General features: G+C 65.6%; 13 protein-coding genes. 12 read left to right on the plus strand and 1 reads right to left on the minus strand.

The window, feature by feature from the left end; translation table 11 throughout:
- Positions 1–116: 116 nt before the first annotated feature.
- The 11 genes from pedF to LOY69_RS11310 all read left to right on the plus strand — a co-directional run bounded on the left by pedF (position 117) and on the right by LOY69_RS11310 (position 12,677).
- A complete protein-coding gene (gene pedF / locus LOY69_RS11260) occupies positions 117–578 on the plus strand; it encodes a cytochrome c-550 PedF (RefSeq protein ID WP_102880320.1) in 462 nt (153 codons plus the stop codon).
- Positions 579–583: 5 nt separating this feature from the next.
- A complete protein-coding gene (locus LOY69_RS11265; protein WP_110653655.1) occupies positions 584–1,459 on the plus strand; it encodes a substrate-binding periplasmic protein in 876 nt (291 codons plus the stop codon).
- 8 nt (positions 1,460–1,467) lie between these two features.
- Positions 1,468–2,238: a quinoprotein dehydrogenase-associated SoxYZ-like carrier gene (locus LOY69_RS11270; RefSeq protein ID WP_102880322.1), complete on the plus strand. Its 771-nt coding sequence runs from the start codon at positions 1,468–1,470 to the stop codon at positions 2,236–2,238.
- 35 nt (positions 2,239–2,273) lie between these two features.
- Positions 2,274–3,203: a quinoprotein relay system zinc metallohydrolase 1 gene (locus LOY69_RS11275; protein ID WP_265074555.1), complete on the plus strand. Its 930-nt coding sequence runs from the start codon at positions 2,274–2,276 to the stop codon at positions 3,201–3,203.
- A gap of 319 nt (positions 3,204–3,522) precedes the next feature.
- Complete coding sequence (gene pedH / locus LOY69_RS11280) at positions 3,523–5,298, plus strand: PQQ-dependent alcohol dehydrogenase PedH (protein WP_102880324.1); 1,776 nt, start codon at positions 3,523–3,525, stop codon at positions 5,296–5,298.
- A gap of 197 nt (positions 5,299–5,495) precedes the next feature.
- Positions 5,496–7,016, plus strand: a complete 1,521-nt coding sequence (locus LOY69_RS11285) for an aldehyde dehydrogenase family protein (RefSeq protein ID WP_265074556.1) — start codon at positions 5,496–5,498, stop codon at positions 7,014–7,016.
- A gap of 312 nt (positions 7,017–7,328) precedes the next feature.
- A complete protein-coding gene (gene pqqA, locus LOY69_RS11290) occupies positions 7,329–7,400 on the plus strand; it encodes a pyrroloquinoline quinone precursor peptide PqqA (protein WP_011060521.1) in 72 nt (23 codons plus the stop codon).
- A gap of 61 nt (positions 7,401–7,461) precedes the next feature.
- A complete protein-coding gene (gene pqqB, locus LOY69_RS11295; protein ID WP_265074557.1) occupies positions 7,462–8,376 on the plus strand; it encodes a pyrroloquinoline quinone biosynthesis protein PqqB in 915 nt (304 codons plus the stop codon).
- Positions 8,377–8,799: 423 nt separating this feature from the next.
- Entirely contained in the window at positions 8,800–9,963 is a 1,164-nt protein-coding gene (gene ercA / locus LOY69_RS11300) for an alcohol dehydrogenase-like regulatory protein ErcA (RefSeq protein ID WP_102880327.1), read from the plus strand.
- Positions 9,947–11,674 carry a NahK/ErcS family hybrid sensor histidine kinase/response regulator gene (locus tag LOY69_RS11305; RefSeq protein ID WP_265074558.1) on the plus strand — a complete coding sequence of 576 codons (1,728 nt, stop codon included), beginning with the start codon at positions 9,947–9,949 and terminating at the stop codon, positions 11,672–11,674. The genes ercA and LOY69_RS11305 overlap by 17 nt, the downstream gene beginning before the upstream one ends.
- Before the next feature lie 151 nt (positions 11,675–11,825).
- Positions 11,826–12,677, plus strand: coding sequence for a VanW family protein (locus LOY69_RS11310; RefSeq protein ID WP_265074559.1), 852 nt, complete (start codon positions 11,826–11,828; stop codon positions 12,675–12,677).
- Here the strand turns inward: LOY69_RS11310 and LOY69_RS11315 are convergent.
- Entirely contained in the window at positions 12,651–13,199 is a 549-nt protein-coding gene (locus LOY69_RS11315; RefSeq protein WP_123723550.1) for a YniB family protein, read from the minus strand. The two genes, LOY69_RS11310 and LOY69_RS11315, sit on opposite strands and share 27 nt — an antisense overlap.
- Before the next feature lie 184 nt (positions 13,200–13,383).
- Here LOY69_RS11315 and LOY69_RS11320 point away from each other — a divergent pair, with 184 nt between their 5' ends.
- Positions 13,384–14,052 (plus strand): ABC transporter ATP-binding protein, encoded by a 669-nt coding sequence (locus LOY69_RS11320; RefSeq protein WP_102880331.1) that lies wholly within the window; start codon positions 13,384–13,386, stop codon positions 14,050–14,052.

Raw genomic sequence — 14,052 nt, forward strand, 5'->3', positions numbered from 1 at the left:
TACCAAGGGAGTAGGACGCGACCACCAAAGCAGCATACGGCCGCCCGCCGGCTGTTTCTAAGATGGCGCCATGGCCTCTGTAGCGAGGTCTTGCGTGCAATCTTGAGGGCATAACAATGACAACAAAACGCAACGCCTTGCTCGCGGTAGGGCTGCTGACCGGTGCCTTGGCCACCGGCGCTGTATGGGCCCATGGCAACGTGGTGCCCCAGGCGGTGGAAACCCAGGGCCTGACGCCGATCAAGGATGCTGGAGTGAGCCTCGATGGCGACGGCTGGGCCGCGGTCAACCCCTATCGCACTTTGCCCGAGCGCGACAAGGCAGTGGAAATCGGTGCCTCGGCCTACAACCAGAACTGCGCCGCTTGCCATGGCCTGGAAGCCAAGTCCGGCGGTATCGCCCCGGACCTGCGCATGCTCGATGCCGGCGAAGCCGGGGATGAATGGTTCGTCGAACGGGTGCGCCACGGCGCGGTGCGCGATGGCCGGGTGTACATGCCGAAGATGGCCGACTACCTGAGTCAGGAAGCCCTGTGGGCGGTGCGCACCTACCTGGACAGCGTGCGCGTCGAGGAGTGATCGCCATGGGCCGCCTCGGCGTGTTCCTCAGTGGCCTGCTGTTGTGCTGCGCGGCTGTGCAGGCCGAGGTGCGCAACTACGACACGATGATCGCCTCCGGTGAGTTGAAGGTGGCGGTGTACCAGGATTTTGCCCCCTACAGCTTCGAGGATCAGGGCCAGCCCCGAGGTGTTGATGTGGAGCTGGCGCAAGCCTTGGCCGAGGCCCTGGGGGTGCGCCTGCAACTGATCTGGGCGCCCCCCGGGGAGAAGCTCGACGACGATTTGCGCGACTACATTTGGCGCGGCAGTCCGCTGCGCCACCAGCAGTTGGCCGACCTGATGATGCGCGTGCCCTACGACCACGACTTTGCGCAAAAGCGCAACGAACTGGGGGAGCTGACCAACGACCACGTGGTGATGTTCGGCCCCTATCAGGAGGAGCGCTGGCAGGTGGCATTCGACCGCCGCCGGCTGGATGCGGTGGCCAGTGTCGCGGTGTTCCAGCAGCACCCCATTGGCGTCGAAGTGGACAGCGTGCCGTCGTTCTACCTGACCTCGGTGTTCAACGGCATGCTCAGTGCCAAGACCCACCATTACCCCAGCGTGCAGCAGGCCTTCGGCGCCCTGCGGGCCGGGCAGGTGGACGCGGTGATGGCCATGCGCGGGGAGATCGACTGGCAGTTGCATAAGGCCGCTGATCCGCAGTTGGCCCTGGCGGAAAACGCCTACCCGAACATGGGCAAGCAAGTGTGGGAGATCGGCATGGCGGTGCATGAAAGCAACCGCCAGCTGGCCTATGCCGTGGAGGAGGCTCTGGAAGGGCTGATCCGCGACGGTCGCCTGCAGGCGCTGTACGCCCGTTATGGCCTGCGTTACGAGGTCCCACAGATGTATCAATAGGAGCTGCGATGAACTGGCGAGCGACCTGTCTGTTGGCGTGCTGGCTGCCCTTGGCGACCCCGGCGCTGGCCGCTGATCCGCAAGGCCCGGGCGCGGACCCGGTGCCCTCGGTGATGTGGGCCTTCTACCACAAGCAACTGCTGGGCGATGCCGCGTTCGTCTTCGATGACCGGGTCAAGCTGCTGGCGCCGCCCTTTGCCGAGGATGCGCGGCAGGTGCCGCTGGAGATCGACGCCCGGGCCTTCACCGGCGAGGTGGTGCGCATCCTCGCCTGGGCCGAGCTCAACCCCTTGCCGCGGATCGTCGATTTCGAGCCGGGGGAGCGGGTGCTGCCCTGGCTGTCGATCCGCATCCGCATCGAGCAGGCCACGCCGCTGCGCGCTGCGGTGCTGACCCGCGATGGCCTGTGGCACGTGGGCTCGACCCTGATCGATGCCGCCGGTGGCGGTTGCACTGCCCCCAGCGTGGTACGCACCCAGCCGGGTTGGGAAGAGCACATCGGTGAGGTGCTGGGCGGGCGTTATCCCCGGGGGGATGCCAGCCGCCTGCGCCTGCAAGTCTCCCATCCGATGGACAACGGCCTGGTCAGCGGCATCCCTGAGTTCTTCCTCAACCACGCCGAACTGCGCGACCAGAACGACCAGCGCCTGGCCAGCCTCGAACTGTTCCCGGCGGTCAGCGAAAACCCCAACCTGGGGTTCGATATCCAGGGGCCGGGGCAGACCCGCTTGCTGTTGCGCGACAACAGCGGCAACCAGTTCGAGGCCAAGCTGCCCTGACCGCATCCTTTGACCCACCCGAGCCGAGGCGCGCCATGCGTTGGATTCTGCTGTTGCTGCTGTGCCTGGGCCTGCCGGCCCGAGCCGACCTGGACTATCAACTCAAGCCCCGGCAGATCGCTGAGGGCACCTGGCTGCTGGAAGGCAGCACCGACAATTTCGCCAAGGCCAATGGCGGCAACATCGTCAACACCGGGTTCATCGTCACCGACAGCGGGGTGGTGGTGATCGACAGCGGGCCGTCCAAGCGCTACGGCGAAGCCTTGCGCCGGGCGATTGCCGCTACCACCGACAAGCCGGTGATCCAGCTACTGCTGACTCACCATCATCCCGACCATGTGCTGGGCAATCAGGCTTTTGGCGATGTGCCCATCGGCGCCCTGGTCGGCACCACGGACCTGCTGCGCCAGCAGGGCGAGGCCATGGCCGAGAACATGTACCGCATGGTCGGCGACTGGATGCGCGGCACCGAGGTGGTGTTGCCGACCCAGGAACTGAAGCCCGGCCTTCTTGAGGTGGGCGGGCATCGCTTGCGCCTGCTGAGCCTGAGTGGGCACACCGGCGCTGATCTGGCGATTCTCGACGAGAACACCGGGGTGCTGTTTGCCGGTGACCTGGTGTTCTACGAGCGCGCGCTGACCACCCCCAACAGCCCGGGGCTCGGGGTCTGGCTCAAGGACCTGGACACCTTGCAGGCCTTGCCGTGGAAACTGATCGTGCCTGGCCATGGCCCAGTGGCCAGCGATACGGCGCCCTTTGCCCAGATGCGTGACTACCTGGGCTGGCTGGACGAGCTGATGCGCGACGGCGCAGCCCGGGGCGATGACATGGCGGAGATGATCCGCCGCCCGATTCCCGAGCGTTTTGCCGGCATCAGCCTGACCCGCTACGAGCTGATCCGCAGCGTCAGCCACCTGTATCCGCGTTACGAACGCCAGCGCCTGCAGCGTATCGACGGCCTGTAGGCGCCGGCTTGCCGGGGAAGGTGATTTCGAGGGGCTCTTCGCTGGCAAGCCAGCTCCTACGGTAGGCAGGCATATCGCTTGGAGCCTTGTAGGAGCCTGCTGGCCGGCGAAGGCGATCTTGCGGGCCCCTTCGCTGGCAAGCCAGCTCCTACAGTGCGGGGGCATGGCGCCTGCTTGAAGCTTGCCACTGCCCCTCCTGTACCAAGGAACTAGAAAACTCCGCACTGCGGGCAATTGTTGGCAAGCAGGCCGGGACCAAGAATTCCCGGCAGACCGGGAAAATTTCCCGGGAACAACAATAACCGCCGAGGTAGCCGTCATGACCCAACCCCCACGTCGTCCCTGTTTCGCCGTGAGCCTGGTGCTCAGCGCCATGCTGCTGTCCAGCGCGGCCCTGGCCGCCGTCACCGATGAAGAGATCCTCCAGGACCCGAAGAACCCTGAGCAGATCGTCACCAACGGCCTGGGTGTCCAGGGCCAGCGCTACAGCCCGCTGGACATGCTCAACGTCGATAACGTCAAGGAGCTGCGGCCGGTCTGGGCCTTCTCTTTCGGTGGCGAGAAGCAGCGCGGCCAGCAGGCCCAGCCGCTGATCAAGGACGGGGTGATGTACATGACCGGTTCCTATTCCCGGGTGTTCGCGGTGGATGCGCGCACCGGCAAGAAGCTCTGGCAGTACGATGCGCGCCTGCCGGACGACATCCGCCCGTGCTGCGACGTGATCAACCGCGGCGTGGCGCTGTACGGCGATCTGGTGTTCTTCGGCACCCTGGACGCCAAGCTGGTGGCCCTGAACAAGGACACCGGCAAGGTGGTGTGGAGCAAGAAGGTCGCCGACCACAAAGAGGGTTATTCCATCAGCGCCGCGCCGATGATGGTCAACGGCAAGCTGATCACCGGGGTGGCCGGCGGCGAGTTCGGCGTGGTCGGCAAGATCCAGGCCTACGACCCGAAAAACGGCGAGTTGCTGTGGATGCGTCCCACCGTGGAAGGCCATATGGGCTACGTGTACAAGGACGGCAAGGCTATCGAGAACGGCATTTCCGGTGGCGAGGCGGGCAAGACCTGGCCGGGCGACCTGTGGAAGACCGGCGGCGCCGCGCCGTGGCTCGGCGGCTACTACGACCCGGAAACCAACCTGCTGCTGTTCGGCACCGGCAACCCGGCGCCGTGGAACTCCCACCTGCGCCCTGGCGACAACCTGTATTCCTCGTCGCGCCTGGCCCTGAACCCGGACGACGGCACCATCAAGTGGCACTTCCAGAGCACCCCCCACGACGGCTGGGACTTCGACGGCGTCAACGAGCTGATCTCCTTCAACTACAAGGAGGGCGGCAAGGAGATCAAGGCTGCCGCCACCGCCGACCGCAACGGCTTCTTCTACGTGCTCGATCGCACCAACGGCAAGTTCATCCGCGGCTTCCCCTTTGTCGACAAGATCACCTGGGCCACCGGCCTGGATAAGAATGGCCGGCCGATCTACAACGAGGCCAGCCGTCCCGGCGCGCCGGGCAGCGAAGCCAAGGGCAGCTCGGTGTTCGTCGCCCCGGCCTTCCTCGGCGCCAAGAACTGGATGCCCATGGCCTACAACCGCGACACCGGGCTGTTCTATGTGCCGTCCAACGAATGGGGCATGGACATCTGGAACGAAGGCATCGCCTACAAGAAGGGCGCGGCGTTCCTTGGCGCGGGCTTCACCATCAAGCCGCTGAACGAGGACTACATCGGCGTGCTGCGGGCCATCGACCCCATCAGCGGCAAGGAAGTCTGGCGCCACAAGAACTTCGCGCCGCTGTGGGGCGGGGTACTGACCACCAAGGGCAACCTGGTGTTCACCGGCACGCCTGAGGGCTTCCTCCAGGCCTTCAACGCCAAGACCGGCGAGAAGGTCTGGGAATTCCAGACCGGCTCCGGGGTGCTGGGCTCGCCCGTGACCTGGGAAATGGACGGCGAGCAGTACGTTTCGGTGCTCTCCGGCTGGGGCGGCGCGGTGCCGCTGTGGGGCGGCGAAGTGGCCAAGCGGGTCAAGGACTTCAACCAGGGCGGCATGCTCTGGACCTTCAAGCTGCCCAAGGACCTGGTGAGCAAACGCTAATCGTAGGAGCCAGCTTGCTGGCGAAGAGGCTCGCAAGAGCGTCTTCATCGGCAAGCCGGCTCCCGCACAGGGCAATCAACCTACGACCAAATGACGAGAGCCCCCCCTGCCAACGATGCATTCGTCCGGCAGGCGGGGCTCTCTACCATCGGTTCATCGCCTGTCGTCGGACAGGCCTCGACCAGCAGAGGCTCAGCATGATCTACGCACAACCCGGAACCCCAGGCGCCGTCGTGTCCTTCAAGCCACGCTACGGCAATTTCATCGGCGGCCAGTTCGTGCCGCCGGTGGCTGGCCAGTACTTCACCAACACCTCGCCGGTCAACGGCGAAGTGATCGCCGAATTCCCCCGTTCCAACGCCGCCGATATCGACCTGGCCCTGGACGCCGCCCATGCCGCCGCCGAGGCCTGGGGCAAGACCTCGGTCCAGGACCGCTCGCGGGTGCTGTTGAAGATCGCCGACCGCATCGAGCAGAACCTGGAGATCCTCGCGGTCAGCGAGACCTGGGACAACGGCAAGGCGGTGCGCGAAACCCTCAACGCCGACGTGCCCCTGGCCGCTGACCACTTCCGCTACTTCGCCGGTTGCATCCGCGCCCAGGAAGGCGGCGCCGCGGAAATCAACGAACTGACCACCGCCTACCATTTCCACGAACCCCTGGGCGTGGTCGGGCAGATCATCCCGTGGAACTTCCCGCTGCTGATGGCCGCCTGGAAGCTGGCCCCGGCCCTGGCCGCCGGCAACTGCGTGGTGCTCAAGCCCGCCGAGCAGACCCCGCTGTCGATCATGATCTTCGCCGAGTTGATCGCCGACCTGCTGCCGGCCGGGGTGCTGAACATTGTCCAGGGCTTTGGCCGCGAAGCCGGCGAGGCCCTGGCCACCAGCAAGCGCATCGCCAAGATCGCCTTCACCGGCTCGACCCCGGTGGGCTCGCACATCATGAAATGCGCCGCCGAGAACATCATTCCGTCCACCGTGGAATTGGGCGGCAAGTCGCCGAACATCTTCTTCGAAGACATCATGCAGGCCGAGCCCAAGTTCATCGAAAAGGCTGCCGAGGGCCTGGTGCTGGCGTTCTTCAACCAGGGTGAAGTCTGCACTTGCCCATCCCGGGCCCTGGTGCAGGAGTCGATCTACGAGCCGTTCATGGCCGAGGTGATGAAGAAGATCGTCAAGATCAAGCGCGGCAACCCGCTGGACACCGAGACCATGGTCGGCGCCCAGGCATCGCAACAGCAGTACGAGAAGATCCTCTCCTACCTGCAGATCGCCCAGGAGGAGGGCGCCGAGCTGCTCACCGGTGGCGCCGCCGAGCGCCTGGAAGGCGACCTGTCCAGCGGCTATTACATCCAGCCGACCCTGCTCAAGGGCCACAACAAGATGCGCGTGTTCCAGGAAGAGATCTTCGGCCCGGTGGTGGGCGTGACCACCTTCAAGGACGAAGCCGAAGCCCTGGCGATTGCCAACGACAGCGAGTTCGGCCTGGGCGCCGGGCTGTGGACCCGCGACATCAACCGCGCCTACCGCATGGGCCGGGCGATCAAGGCCGGCCGCGTTTGGACCAACTGCTACCACCTGTACCCGGCGCATGCCGCGTTCGGTGGTTACAAGAAATCCGGCGTGGGCCGTGAGACCCACAAGATGATGCTCGACCACTACCAGCAGACCAAGAACCTGCTGGTGAGCTACGACATCAATCCCCTGGGCTTCTTCTAAGGGCAAGAAAGAGCGGGGTAGTTGGGTGCTGCTCCGCTTTGTGTGGCAACGGCGCGACGTCTTGGGTGGACGTCGCGCCGTTTTTTTGCCTGGGGATCGCCCGCCAAACCTCCAGCTGCTGTAGCCGCTGCCGAGCGTGCGAGGCTGCGCAAAGGCCCGTAGGGCCTTGCTTGGCGGTTTCCCGTCAACCGCCTGCGCCAAGCCCCTACCAACGCACCCCGCCGGCTCGTCCCAAAGTAGCATTCGGCCGCCGCGCGCCCCATGCATTAATGCCTCTACCGGAATCCCCGGCACAACAAGAGGATTGACCCCATGTGGCATAAACCCGCGTACACCGACCTGCGCATTGGCTTTGAAGTGACCATGTACTTCGCCAACCGCTGAGCCGTCCCGCTCCGGCCGGCCCGGGTGGCGGCCGGAGTCTTCTGCCCCTTTGGAGCACACCATGCATATCCGCATTCTCGGTTCCGCGGCGGGTGGCGGTTTTCCCCAGTGGAACTGCAACTGCCGCAACTGCGCCGGAGTGCGCGACGGCAGCCTGCGCGCACAGCGTCGTACCCAATCGTCCATCGCCCTGAGCGACCACGGTAGCGAGTGGATCTTGTGCAACGCCTCGCCGGATATTCGCCAGCAGCTGGAATCCTTCCCGACCCTGCAACCGGCCCGACAGCTGCGCGACACCGCCCTGGCCGGAGTGATCCTGCTGGACAGCCAGATCGACCACTGCACCGGCCTGCTCAGCCTGCGCGAAGGCTGCCCGCATCAGGTCTGGTGCACCGAGATGGTCCATCAGGACCTGTGCAGCGGCTTCCCCCTGTTCAACATGCTCAGCCACTGGAACGGCGGCTTGCAGTGGCAGCCTATCCACCTCGATGGCCGCGAGTTCAGCCTACCGGCCTGCCCGGACATCGCCTTGCGGGCCATTGCCCTGCGCAGCAGCGCGCCGCCATATTCGCCCCATCGCGGCAACCCGCACCCGGGGGACAATATCGGCCTGTTCATCGCGGATCGGCGCAGCGGCGCCAGCCTGTTCTACGCCCCGGGCCTGGGGCAGGTGGATGAGGCCCTGCTGGAATGGATGGACCGCGCCGACTGCCTGCTGGTGGACGGCACCTTGTGGCGCGACGATGAAATGCGCGTCTGTGGCGTCGGCGACAAACTGGGCAGCGAAATGGGCCACCTGGCGCAAAGTGGCCCCGGCGGCATGCTTGATGTGCTGGAGCGCTTTCCCCGGGCGCGCAAGGTGCTGATCCACATCAACAACACCAACCCGATCCTCGACGAAGACTCCGCCGAGCGCGCCGAACTGACCCGCCGCGGCATCGAAGTGGCGCATGACGGCATGGACATCCATCTCTGACGCCCCCCGGTCCCTGTAGCCGCTGCCGAGCCCGCGAGGCTGCGCAAAGGCCCGCAGGGCCTTGCCTGACCATCTCCCGCCAAACCCGCAGCGCTCTCAAGAACGCCGCGGCCCTTCGTGCCGTTCGCAGCCTGCGGCAGCGGCTACACCAACCTCGGATCGGCACTGGCCCTGTAGCCGCTGCTGAGCCACGGCGAAGCTGCGCAAAGGTCCGCAGGGCCTTGCTTGACGATCACCCGCCGAACCCGCAGCGGCCTCAAGAACGCCGCGGCCCTTCGTGCCGTTCGCAGCCTGCGGCAGCGGCTACATGGCCTGTAGCCGCTGCCGAGGCTGCGAAGTCCGCCGATGGTCGGATTGCTTTCAGCAACGGATGCTTTAGGCTGGCGTTCTCCTTCCAGAACAATAAGAAAACAGGCTTCCCCCATGAGCCAGAATCTCAGTCTGCTGCGCAAGTTCGTGTCTCCGGAAATCATCTTTGGCGCCGGTTGTCGGCATAACGTCGGCAACTATGCGAAGACCTTCGGCGCGCGCAAGGTCCTGGTGGTCAGCGACCCCGGGGTGATCGCCGCCGGTTGGGTCGCCGACGTCGAGGCCAGTCTCCAGGCCCAGGGCGTCGACTATTGCCTGTACAGCCAGGTGTCGCCCAACCCGCGGGTGGAGGAGGTGATGCTGGGCGCCGAGGTCTACCGCGAAAACGCCTGCGATGTGATCGTCGCCGTCGGCGGTGGCAGCCCGATGGATTGCGGCAAGGGCATCGGCATTGTGGTGGCCCACGGGCGCAGCATCCTTGAGTTCGAAGGGGTGGACATGATCCGCGTGCCGAGCCCGCCCTTGATCATGATTCCCACCACCGCCGGCACCTCGGCGGACGTCTCGCAGTTCGTGATCATCTCCAACCAGCAGGAGCGGATGAAGTTCTCCATCGTCAGCAAGGCGGTGGTCCCGGATGTGTCGCTGATCGACCCGGAAACCACCCTGGGCATGGACCCGTTCCTCTCCGCCTGCACCGGCATCGACGCCCTGGTGCATGCCATCGAGGCCTTTGTTTCCACCGGCCACGGCCCGCTCACCGACCCCCACGCCCTGGAAGCCATGCGCCTGATCAACGGCAACCTGGTGCAGATGATCGCCAACCCGGCGGACATCGCCCTGCGCGAGCAGATCATGCTCGGCAGCATGCAGGCCGGGCTGGCGTTCTCCAACGCGATTCTTGGTGCGGTGCATGCCATGTCCCACAGCCTGGGGGGCTTTCTCGACCTGCCTCACGGGTTGTGCAACGCGGTGCTGGTGGAGCATGTGGTGGCCTTCAACTACAGCTCGGCACCGGAGCGCTTCAAGGTGATTGCCGAGACCTTCGGCATCGACTGTCGCGGGCTCAACCAGCGGCAGATCTGCGGGCGCCTGGTGGAGCACCTGATCGCCCTCAAGCGCGCCATCGGCTTCCACGAAACCCTGGGCCTGCATGGGGTCAGCAGCAGCGATATTCCGTTCCTGTCCCAGCATGCGATGGACGATCCGTGCATCCTCACCAACCCGCGCGAATCCAGCCAGCGTGACGTCGAGGTGGTGTATGGCGAGGCCCTCTGACGAACAGCAACGGGCCCTGGCCGGGCTCTTGGGGCTGGGTAACCACTCGGCGCGCAAGAGCCACTACCCGGAACTGGCGGCGCGCCTGGAAGACCTGGAAACCGAGCGCAACCGCTACAAGTGGCTGTTCGAGCACGCGGTGCACGGGATCTTCCAGGCCAGCCTGCAGGCCGGCATGCGCGCGGCCAACCCGGCCCTGGCGCGCATGCTGGGGTATCAGGACCCCCAGGAAGTGCTGTTTTCCCTGGCCGATCTGGCCGGCAATCTGTTCGTCGGCGGCGCCGCGGAACTGGCGGCCATCGGCGAGCAGTTGCAAAGCCAGCGCAGCCTGCTGGGCTATGAAACCCAGCTGCGGCGCAAGGACGGCAGCAGCATCGATGTGCTGATGAACCTGCTGCTCAAGCCCGACCAGGACGGGTTGGTGGAAGGGTTTGTCGCCGACATCACCGAACGCAAGCTGGCCCAGCAGCACCTGGAACAGCTCAACGACCAGTTGGAGCAGCGGGTCGCCGCGCGCACCGATGAACTGCTGGAAGCCAACCGCAATCTGCAGCAGCAGATCGCCCGGCGCGAACGCATCGAGTGCGATCTGCGGGATGCCCGGGACGCCGCCGAGGCGGCCAACCGCAGCAAGGACAAGTACCTGGCCGCCGCCAGCCACGACCTGCTGCAACCGCTGAATGCCGCGCGGCTGTTGATCTCCACCTTGCGCGAGCGGCGCCTGCCGGCCGCCGAGCAACTGTTGGTGGAGCGCACCCACCAGGCCCTGGAAGGCGCCGAGGATTTGCTCACCGATCTGCTGGACATCTCCAAGCTCGACCAGGCGGCGGTCAAGCCGGACCTGGCGGTGTATCGCCTGGATGAAATGCTCGCGCCGCTGGTGTCGGAGTTCCAGTCGGTGGCCGAGGCGGCCGGTCTGGAGCTGCGGGTGCGCTTCGGCGACTTTGCCCTGTTCACCGACCTGCGGCTGATGACCCGCATTTTGCGCAACTTTCTCAGCAATGCCTGCCGCTACACCGAGCGCGGCAGCATTTTGCTGGCGGCGCGGCGCCGCGGCGATCAGTTGCGGCTGGAGGTGTGGGACACCGGGCGCGGCATTGCCGCCGACCGCTTGGAGTCGATCTTCCTCGAATTCAATCAGCTGGACGTGGGCCGCGCCGCCGACCGCAAAGGCGTGGGCCTGGGGCTGGCGATTGTCGAGCGCATCGCCAAGATCCTCGGCTACCGGGTGCAGGTGGAGTCGCGGCCGGGACGCGGCTCGCGGTTCAGCATCCAGGTGCCCCTCGCGGCCCGGGTGCCGTTGCCCATCAGCTTGCAGGCACCGCAGCCGGGCACCGGCAATCCGCTGCCGGGGCGGCGCCTGCTGGTGCTGGACAACGAGTTGAGCATTCTTGAGAGCATGGCCGCGCTGCTCGGGCAGTGGGGGTGTGAAGTGCTCACCGCCACCGATCAGGCGGCGGCCCTGGCGGTGCTTCAGGGCCGAGCGCCGGAACTGATCCTGGCGGATTTTCACCTGGATCACGGGGTCACCGGCTGCGAGGTAGTGCAGCAGTTGCGCGAGCATTTCCAGCAGCCGCTGCCGGCGGTGATCATCACCGCCGACCGCAGCGACCAGTGCCGCCGGGCCTTGCAGCAACTGGGAGCGCCGCTGCTCAACAAGCCGGTGAAACCGGGCAAGCTGCGGGCCGTGCTCAGCCAGTTGCTGGGCTAGGGCTGGGCCTGTTCTACGGGGCATTCCAGTACGGGGCGCTCGGGTGCAGGGCTTCTGGCATGGGCGCAGGCTTGCCGCTAAGATGCCGCTCTTTTTTTCAAGGACGAAGCCGGCTCCTGCGCCGTCGCGCCGGGCCGCCGTTTAACCATCGATGAAACCCTTGTCCTCGTATCACCCGCTGCTGTACTGGCTGCGGGTACGCCAGAAGCGCCTGATGCGTCATCTGGCCTGGCGTTTTTCCGGGCGCCGTTATGCCCGGCCCGAGCCCGGCAGCCCGCGCTTGCCCCATCGCCTGATCAAGCACACCTCGAAACTGATCCGCACCCTGGGCGACTGCGACCTGGCGCTGCAGCACAACAAGGTGATCAACCTCAAGCTAGCGGTGGCCTGCATCGATGGCGTGCGCATTGCCCCCGGGGAGTATTTTTCTTTCTGCAAACTGGTGGGCCGGCCCAGTCGCGAGCGGGGGTTTGTCGAGGGCATGGAGCTGTCGTTCGGCGAGGCCCGCCGCGGCATCGGCGGTGGCATCTGCCAGCTGAGCAACCTGATTCACTGGATTGCCATGCACTCGCCGCTGGAGGTGGTGGAACGGGCCAACCACAGTTTCGACCCGTTTCCCGACGAGGGGCGGGTGCTGCCCTTCGGTTCCGGGGCGGCGATCTTTTACAACTACATCGATCTGGTGCTGTACAACCCCGGGCCGCAGACCTTGCAGCTCAAGCTGCAGGTCGGCGCGCAACAGCTGGAGGGCGAGCTGCTCTGCGAGCAGCCGCGCGAGCATCGCTATCACGTTTACCAGCGGGCCCACCGCTTTGTGCGCGAGGGCGCCCGGGTGTACCGGGAGAACCAGATCTGGCGCGACATCCGCACCAAAGGCCAGGACGCCGAACTGCTGCGCCAGGAATGCCTGTATCGCAACCGGGTGGTGGTCAAGTACCCGGTGGCAGATGCGCTGCTCGATCCGCCGGCGCCGGGCTCAGATGATGCCCAGCATCCACAGTAGGCCCAGGTAGACCGCCGCAGCGCCCAGGGGCCAGACCACCAGCAGGCGGGTCTGGCTGAAGAACGACGGCGCTTTGCCCACCAGGGTCGAGTCCTCCAGCTCCTGCAGGGTCTTGGCGGGCACGCCTTCTTCGGCCGGGGCCTTGAGCTGGGCTTCGATCAGCGGCTCGACCTCTTCGACCTTGCGCATCATCCCCCGGCCTGTGGCGAACAGCGCCGCGCCGACGAAGATCAGCAGGTAGATCACCAGGAATTTCCAGTGGGAGGAGTAGCTCAGGTCGATGAAGCTGGGCGTCGGGCTGTTGTCCCAGAACCAGTTCAACGGCTGGGTATTGGCGTTGACCTGATACACGAAGTACTTGATCGGGCGATTGATGGTCGAGGCCATGGCGGTGTAGCTGTCCAGGCGCCAATAGAGCATTTTCAGGGTCGAGAAAAAGGTCGAGATCAAGGCACCGGTAAACAACAGTGCGCCTGCGGCGATGTACAGCCGGTACTGCAATTGGGCCCTGGTGTAGGTCATGGGTGCTTCCTGCAATGAACAAAAGGGGCGCAATACTATATTTCGTGACGGCTGGACGATAGGGGCCAGTGCTCGCCCGTCGGTCGCAGAGCGCCTGACGGCCTGGAGAGCGGTGAAGCTTTGCGCAGGTCCTGGGGCGCACGGGTTATCCTTGGTTCCCCTCTCAGGTCGGACGAATCAGCCCATGCTGCAAGTACAAGGAGTGTTCAAGAGCTACCCCACGCCCCAGGGCCCGCTGGCGGTGCTGCAGGGTGTGGATCTGCACCTGGGGCAGGGCAGCAGCCTGGCGCTGATGGGCGAGTCGGGCAGCGGCAAGAGCACCCTGCTGCATCTGGTGGCGGGGCTGGACAAGGTCGATCGCGGCAGCATCCGCATTGGCGAGTACGGCCTGGAGCAGATGAACGAACACCAGCTGGCCAACTGGCGGCGCACTGAAGTGGGCCTGGTGTTCCAGCAGTTCAACCTGATCAGCAGCCTGCGGGTCGAGGACAACCTGGGCTTTCAGGCGCGCCTGGCCGGGCGCTTCGATCCGCTGTGGCAGGCACAACTGGTGGAGCGCCTGGGCCTGGGGGATTTGCTGCGGCGTTACCCGGAGCAGCTCTCCGGCGGCCAGCAGCAACGGGTCGCCCTGGGCCGGGCCCTGGCTGCGAAACCCGGATTGCTGCTGGCGGACGAACCCACCGGCAGCCTCGACGAGGCCACCAGCGACGAGGTGTTGCAGCTGTTGCTGGAGCTACTGGCGGACAGCCCCACCAGCTTGTTGATGGTCACCCATAGCCAGCGGGTGGCCAGCCGCCTGCAACAGACGGTGGTGCTGCAACGCGGTCGTCTGGCCGACCCGGTCGGGGCTTGA

This window comes from Pseudomonas sp. B21-059 (genome assembly GCF_026016285.1).
GTDB classification, from domain to species: Bacteria; Pseudomonadota; Gammaproteobacteria; order Pseudomonadales; family Pseudomonadaceae; genus Aquipseudomonas; species Aquipseudomonas danubii.

What these genes read in the sequence shown, in the direction of transcription:
- LOY69_RS11310 (WP_265074559.1), top strand. Translation starts at nt 11,826, where the DNA reads ATGAAACCCTTGTCCTCGTATCACCCGCTGCTGTACTGGCTGCGGGTA.
- pedH (WP_102880324.1), top strand. Translation starts at nt 3,523, where the DNA reads ATGACCCAACCCCCACGTCGTCCCTGTTTCGCCGTGAGCCTGGTGCTC.
- LOY69_RS11315 (WP_123723550.1), bottom strand. Translation starts at nt 13,199, where the DNA reads ATGACCTACACCAGGGCCCAATTGCAGTACCGGCTGTACATCGCCGCA.
- pedF (WP_102880320.1), top strand. Translation starts at nt 117, where the DNA reads ATGACAACAAAACGCAACGCCTTGCTCGCGGTAGGGCTGCTGACCGGT.
- LOY69_RS11320 (WP_102880331.1), top strand. Translation starts at nt 13,384, where the DNA reads ATGCTGCAAGTACAAGGAGTGTTCAAGAGCTACCCCACGCCCCAGGGC.
- pqqB (WP_265074557.1), top strand. Translation starts at nt 7,462, where the DNA reads ATGCATATCCGCATTCTCGGTTCCGCGGCGGGTGGCGGTTTTCCCCAG.
- LOY69_RS11275 (WP_265074555.1), top strand. Translation starts at nt 2,274, where the DNA reads ATGCGTTGGATTCTGCTGTTGCTGCTGTGCCTGGGCCTGCCGGCCCGA.
- LOY69_RS11305 (WP_265074558.1), top strand. Translation starts at nt 9,947, where the DNA reads ATGGCGAGGCCCTCTGACGAACAGCAACGGGCCCTGGCCGGGCTCTTG.
- LOY69_RS11285 (WP_265074556.1), top strand. Translation starts at nt 5,496, where the DNA reads ATGATCTACGCACAACCCGGAACCCCAGGCGCCGTCGTGTCCTTCAAG.
- ercA (WP_102880327.1), top strand. Translation starts at nt 8,800, where the DNA reads ATGAGCCAGAATCTCAGTCTGCTGCGCAAGTTCGTGTCTCCGGAAATC.
- LOY69_RS11265 (WP_110653655.1), top strand. Translation starts at nt 584, where the DNA reads ATGGGCCGCCTCGGCGTGTTCCTCAGTGGCCTGCTGTTGTGCTGCGCG.
- LOY69_RS11270 (WP_102880322.1), top strand. Translation starts at nt 1,468, where the DNA reads ATGAACTGGCGAGCGACCTGTCTGTTGGCGTGCTGGCTGCCCTTGGCG.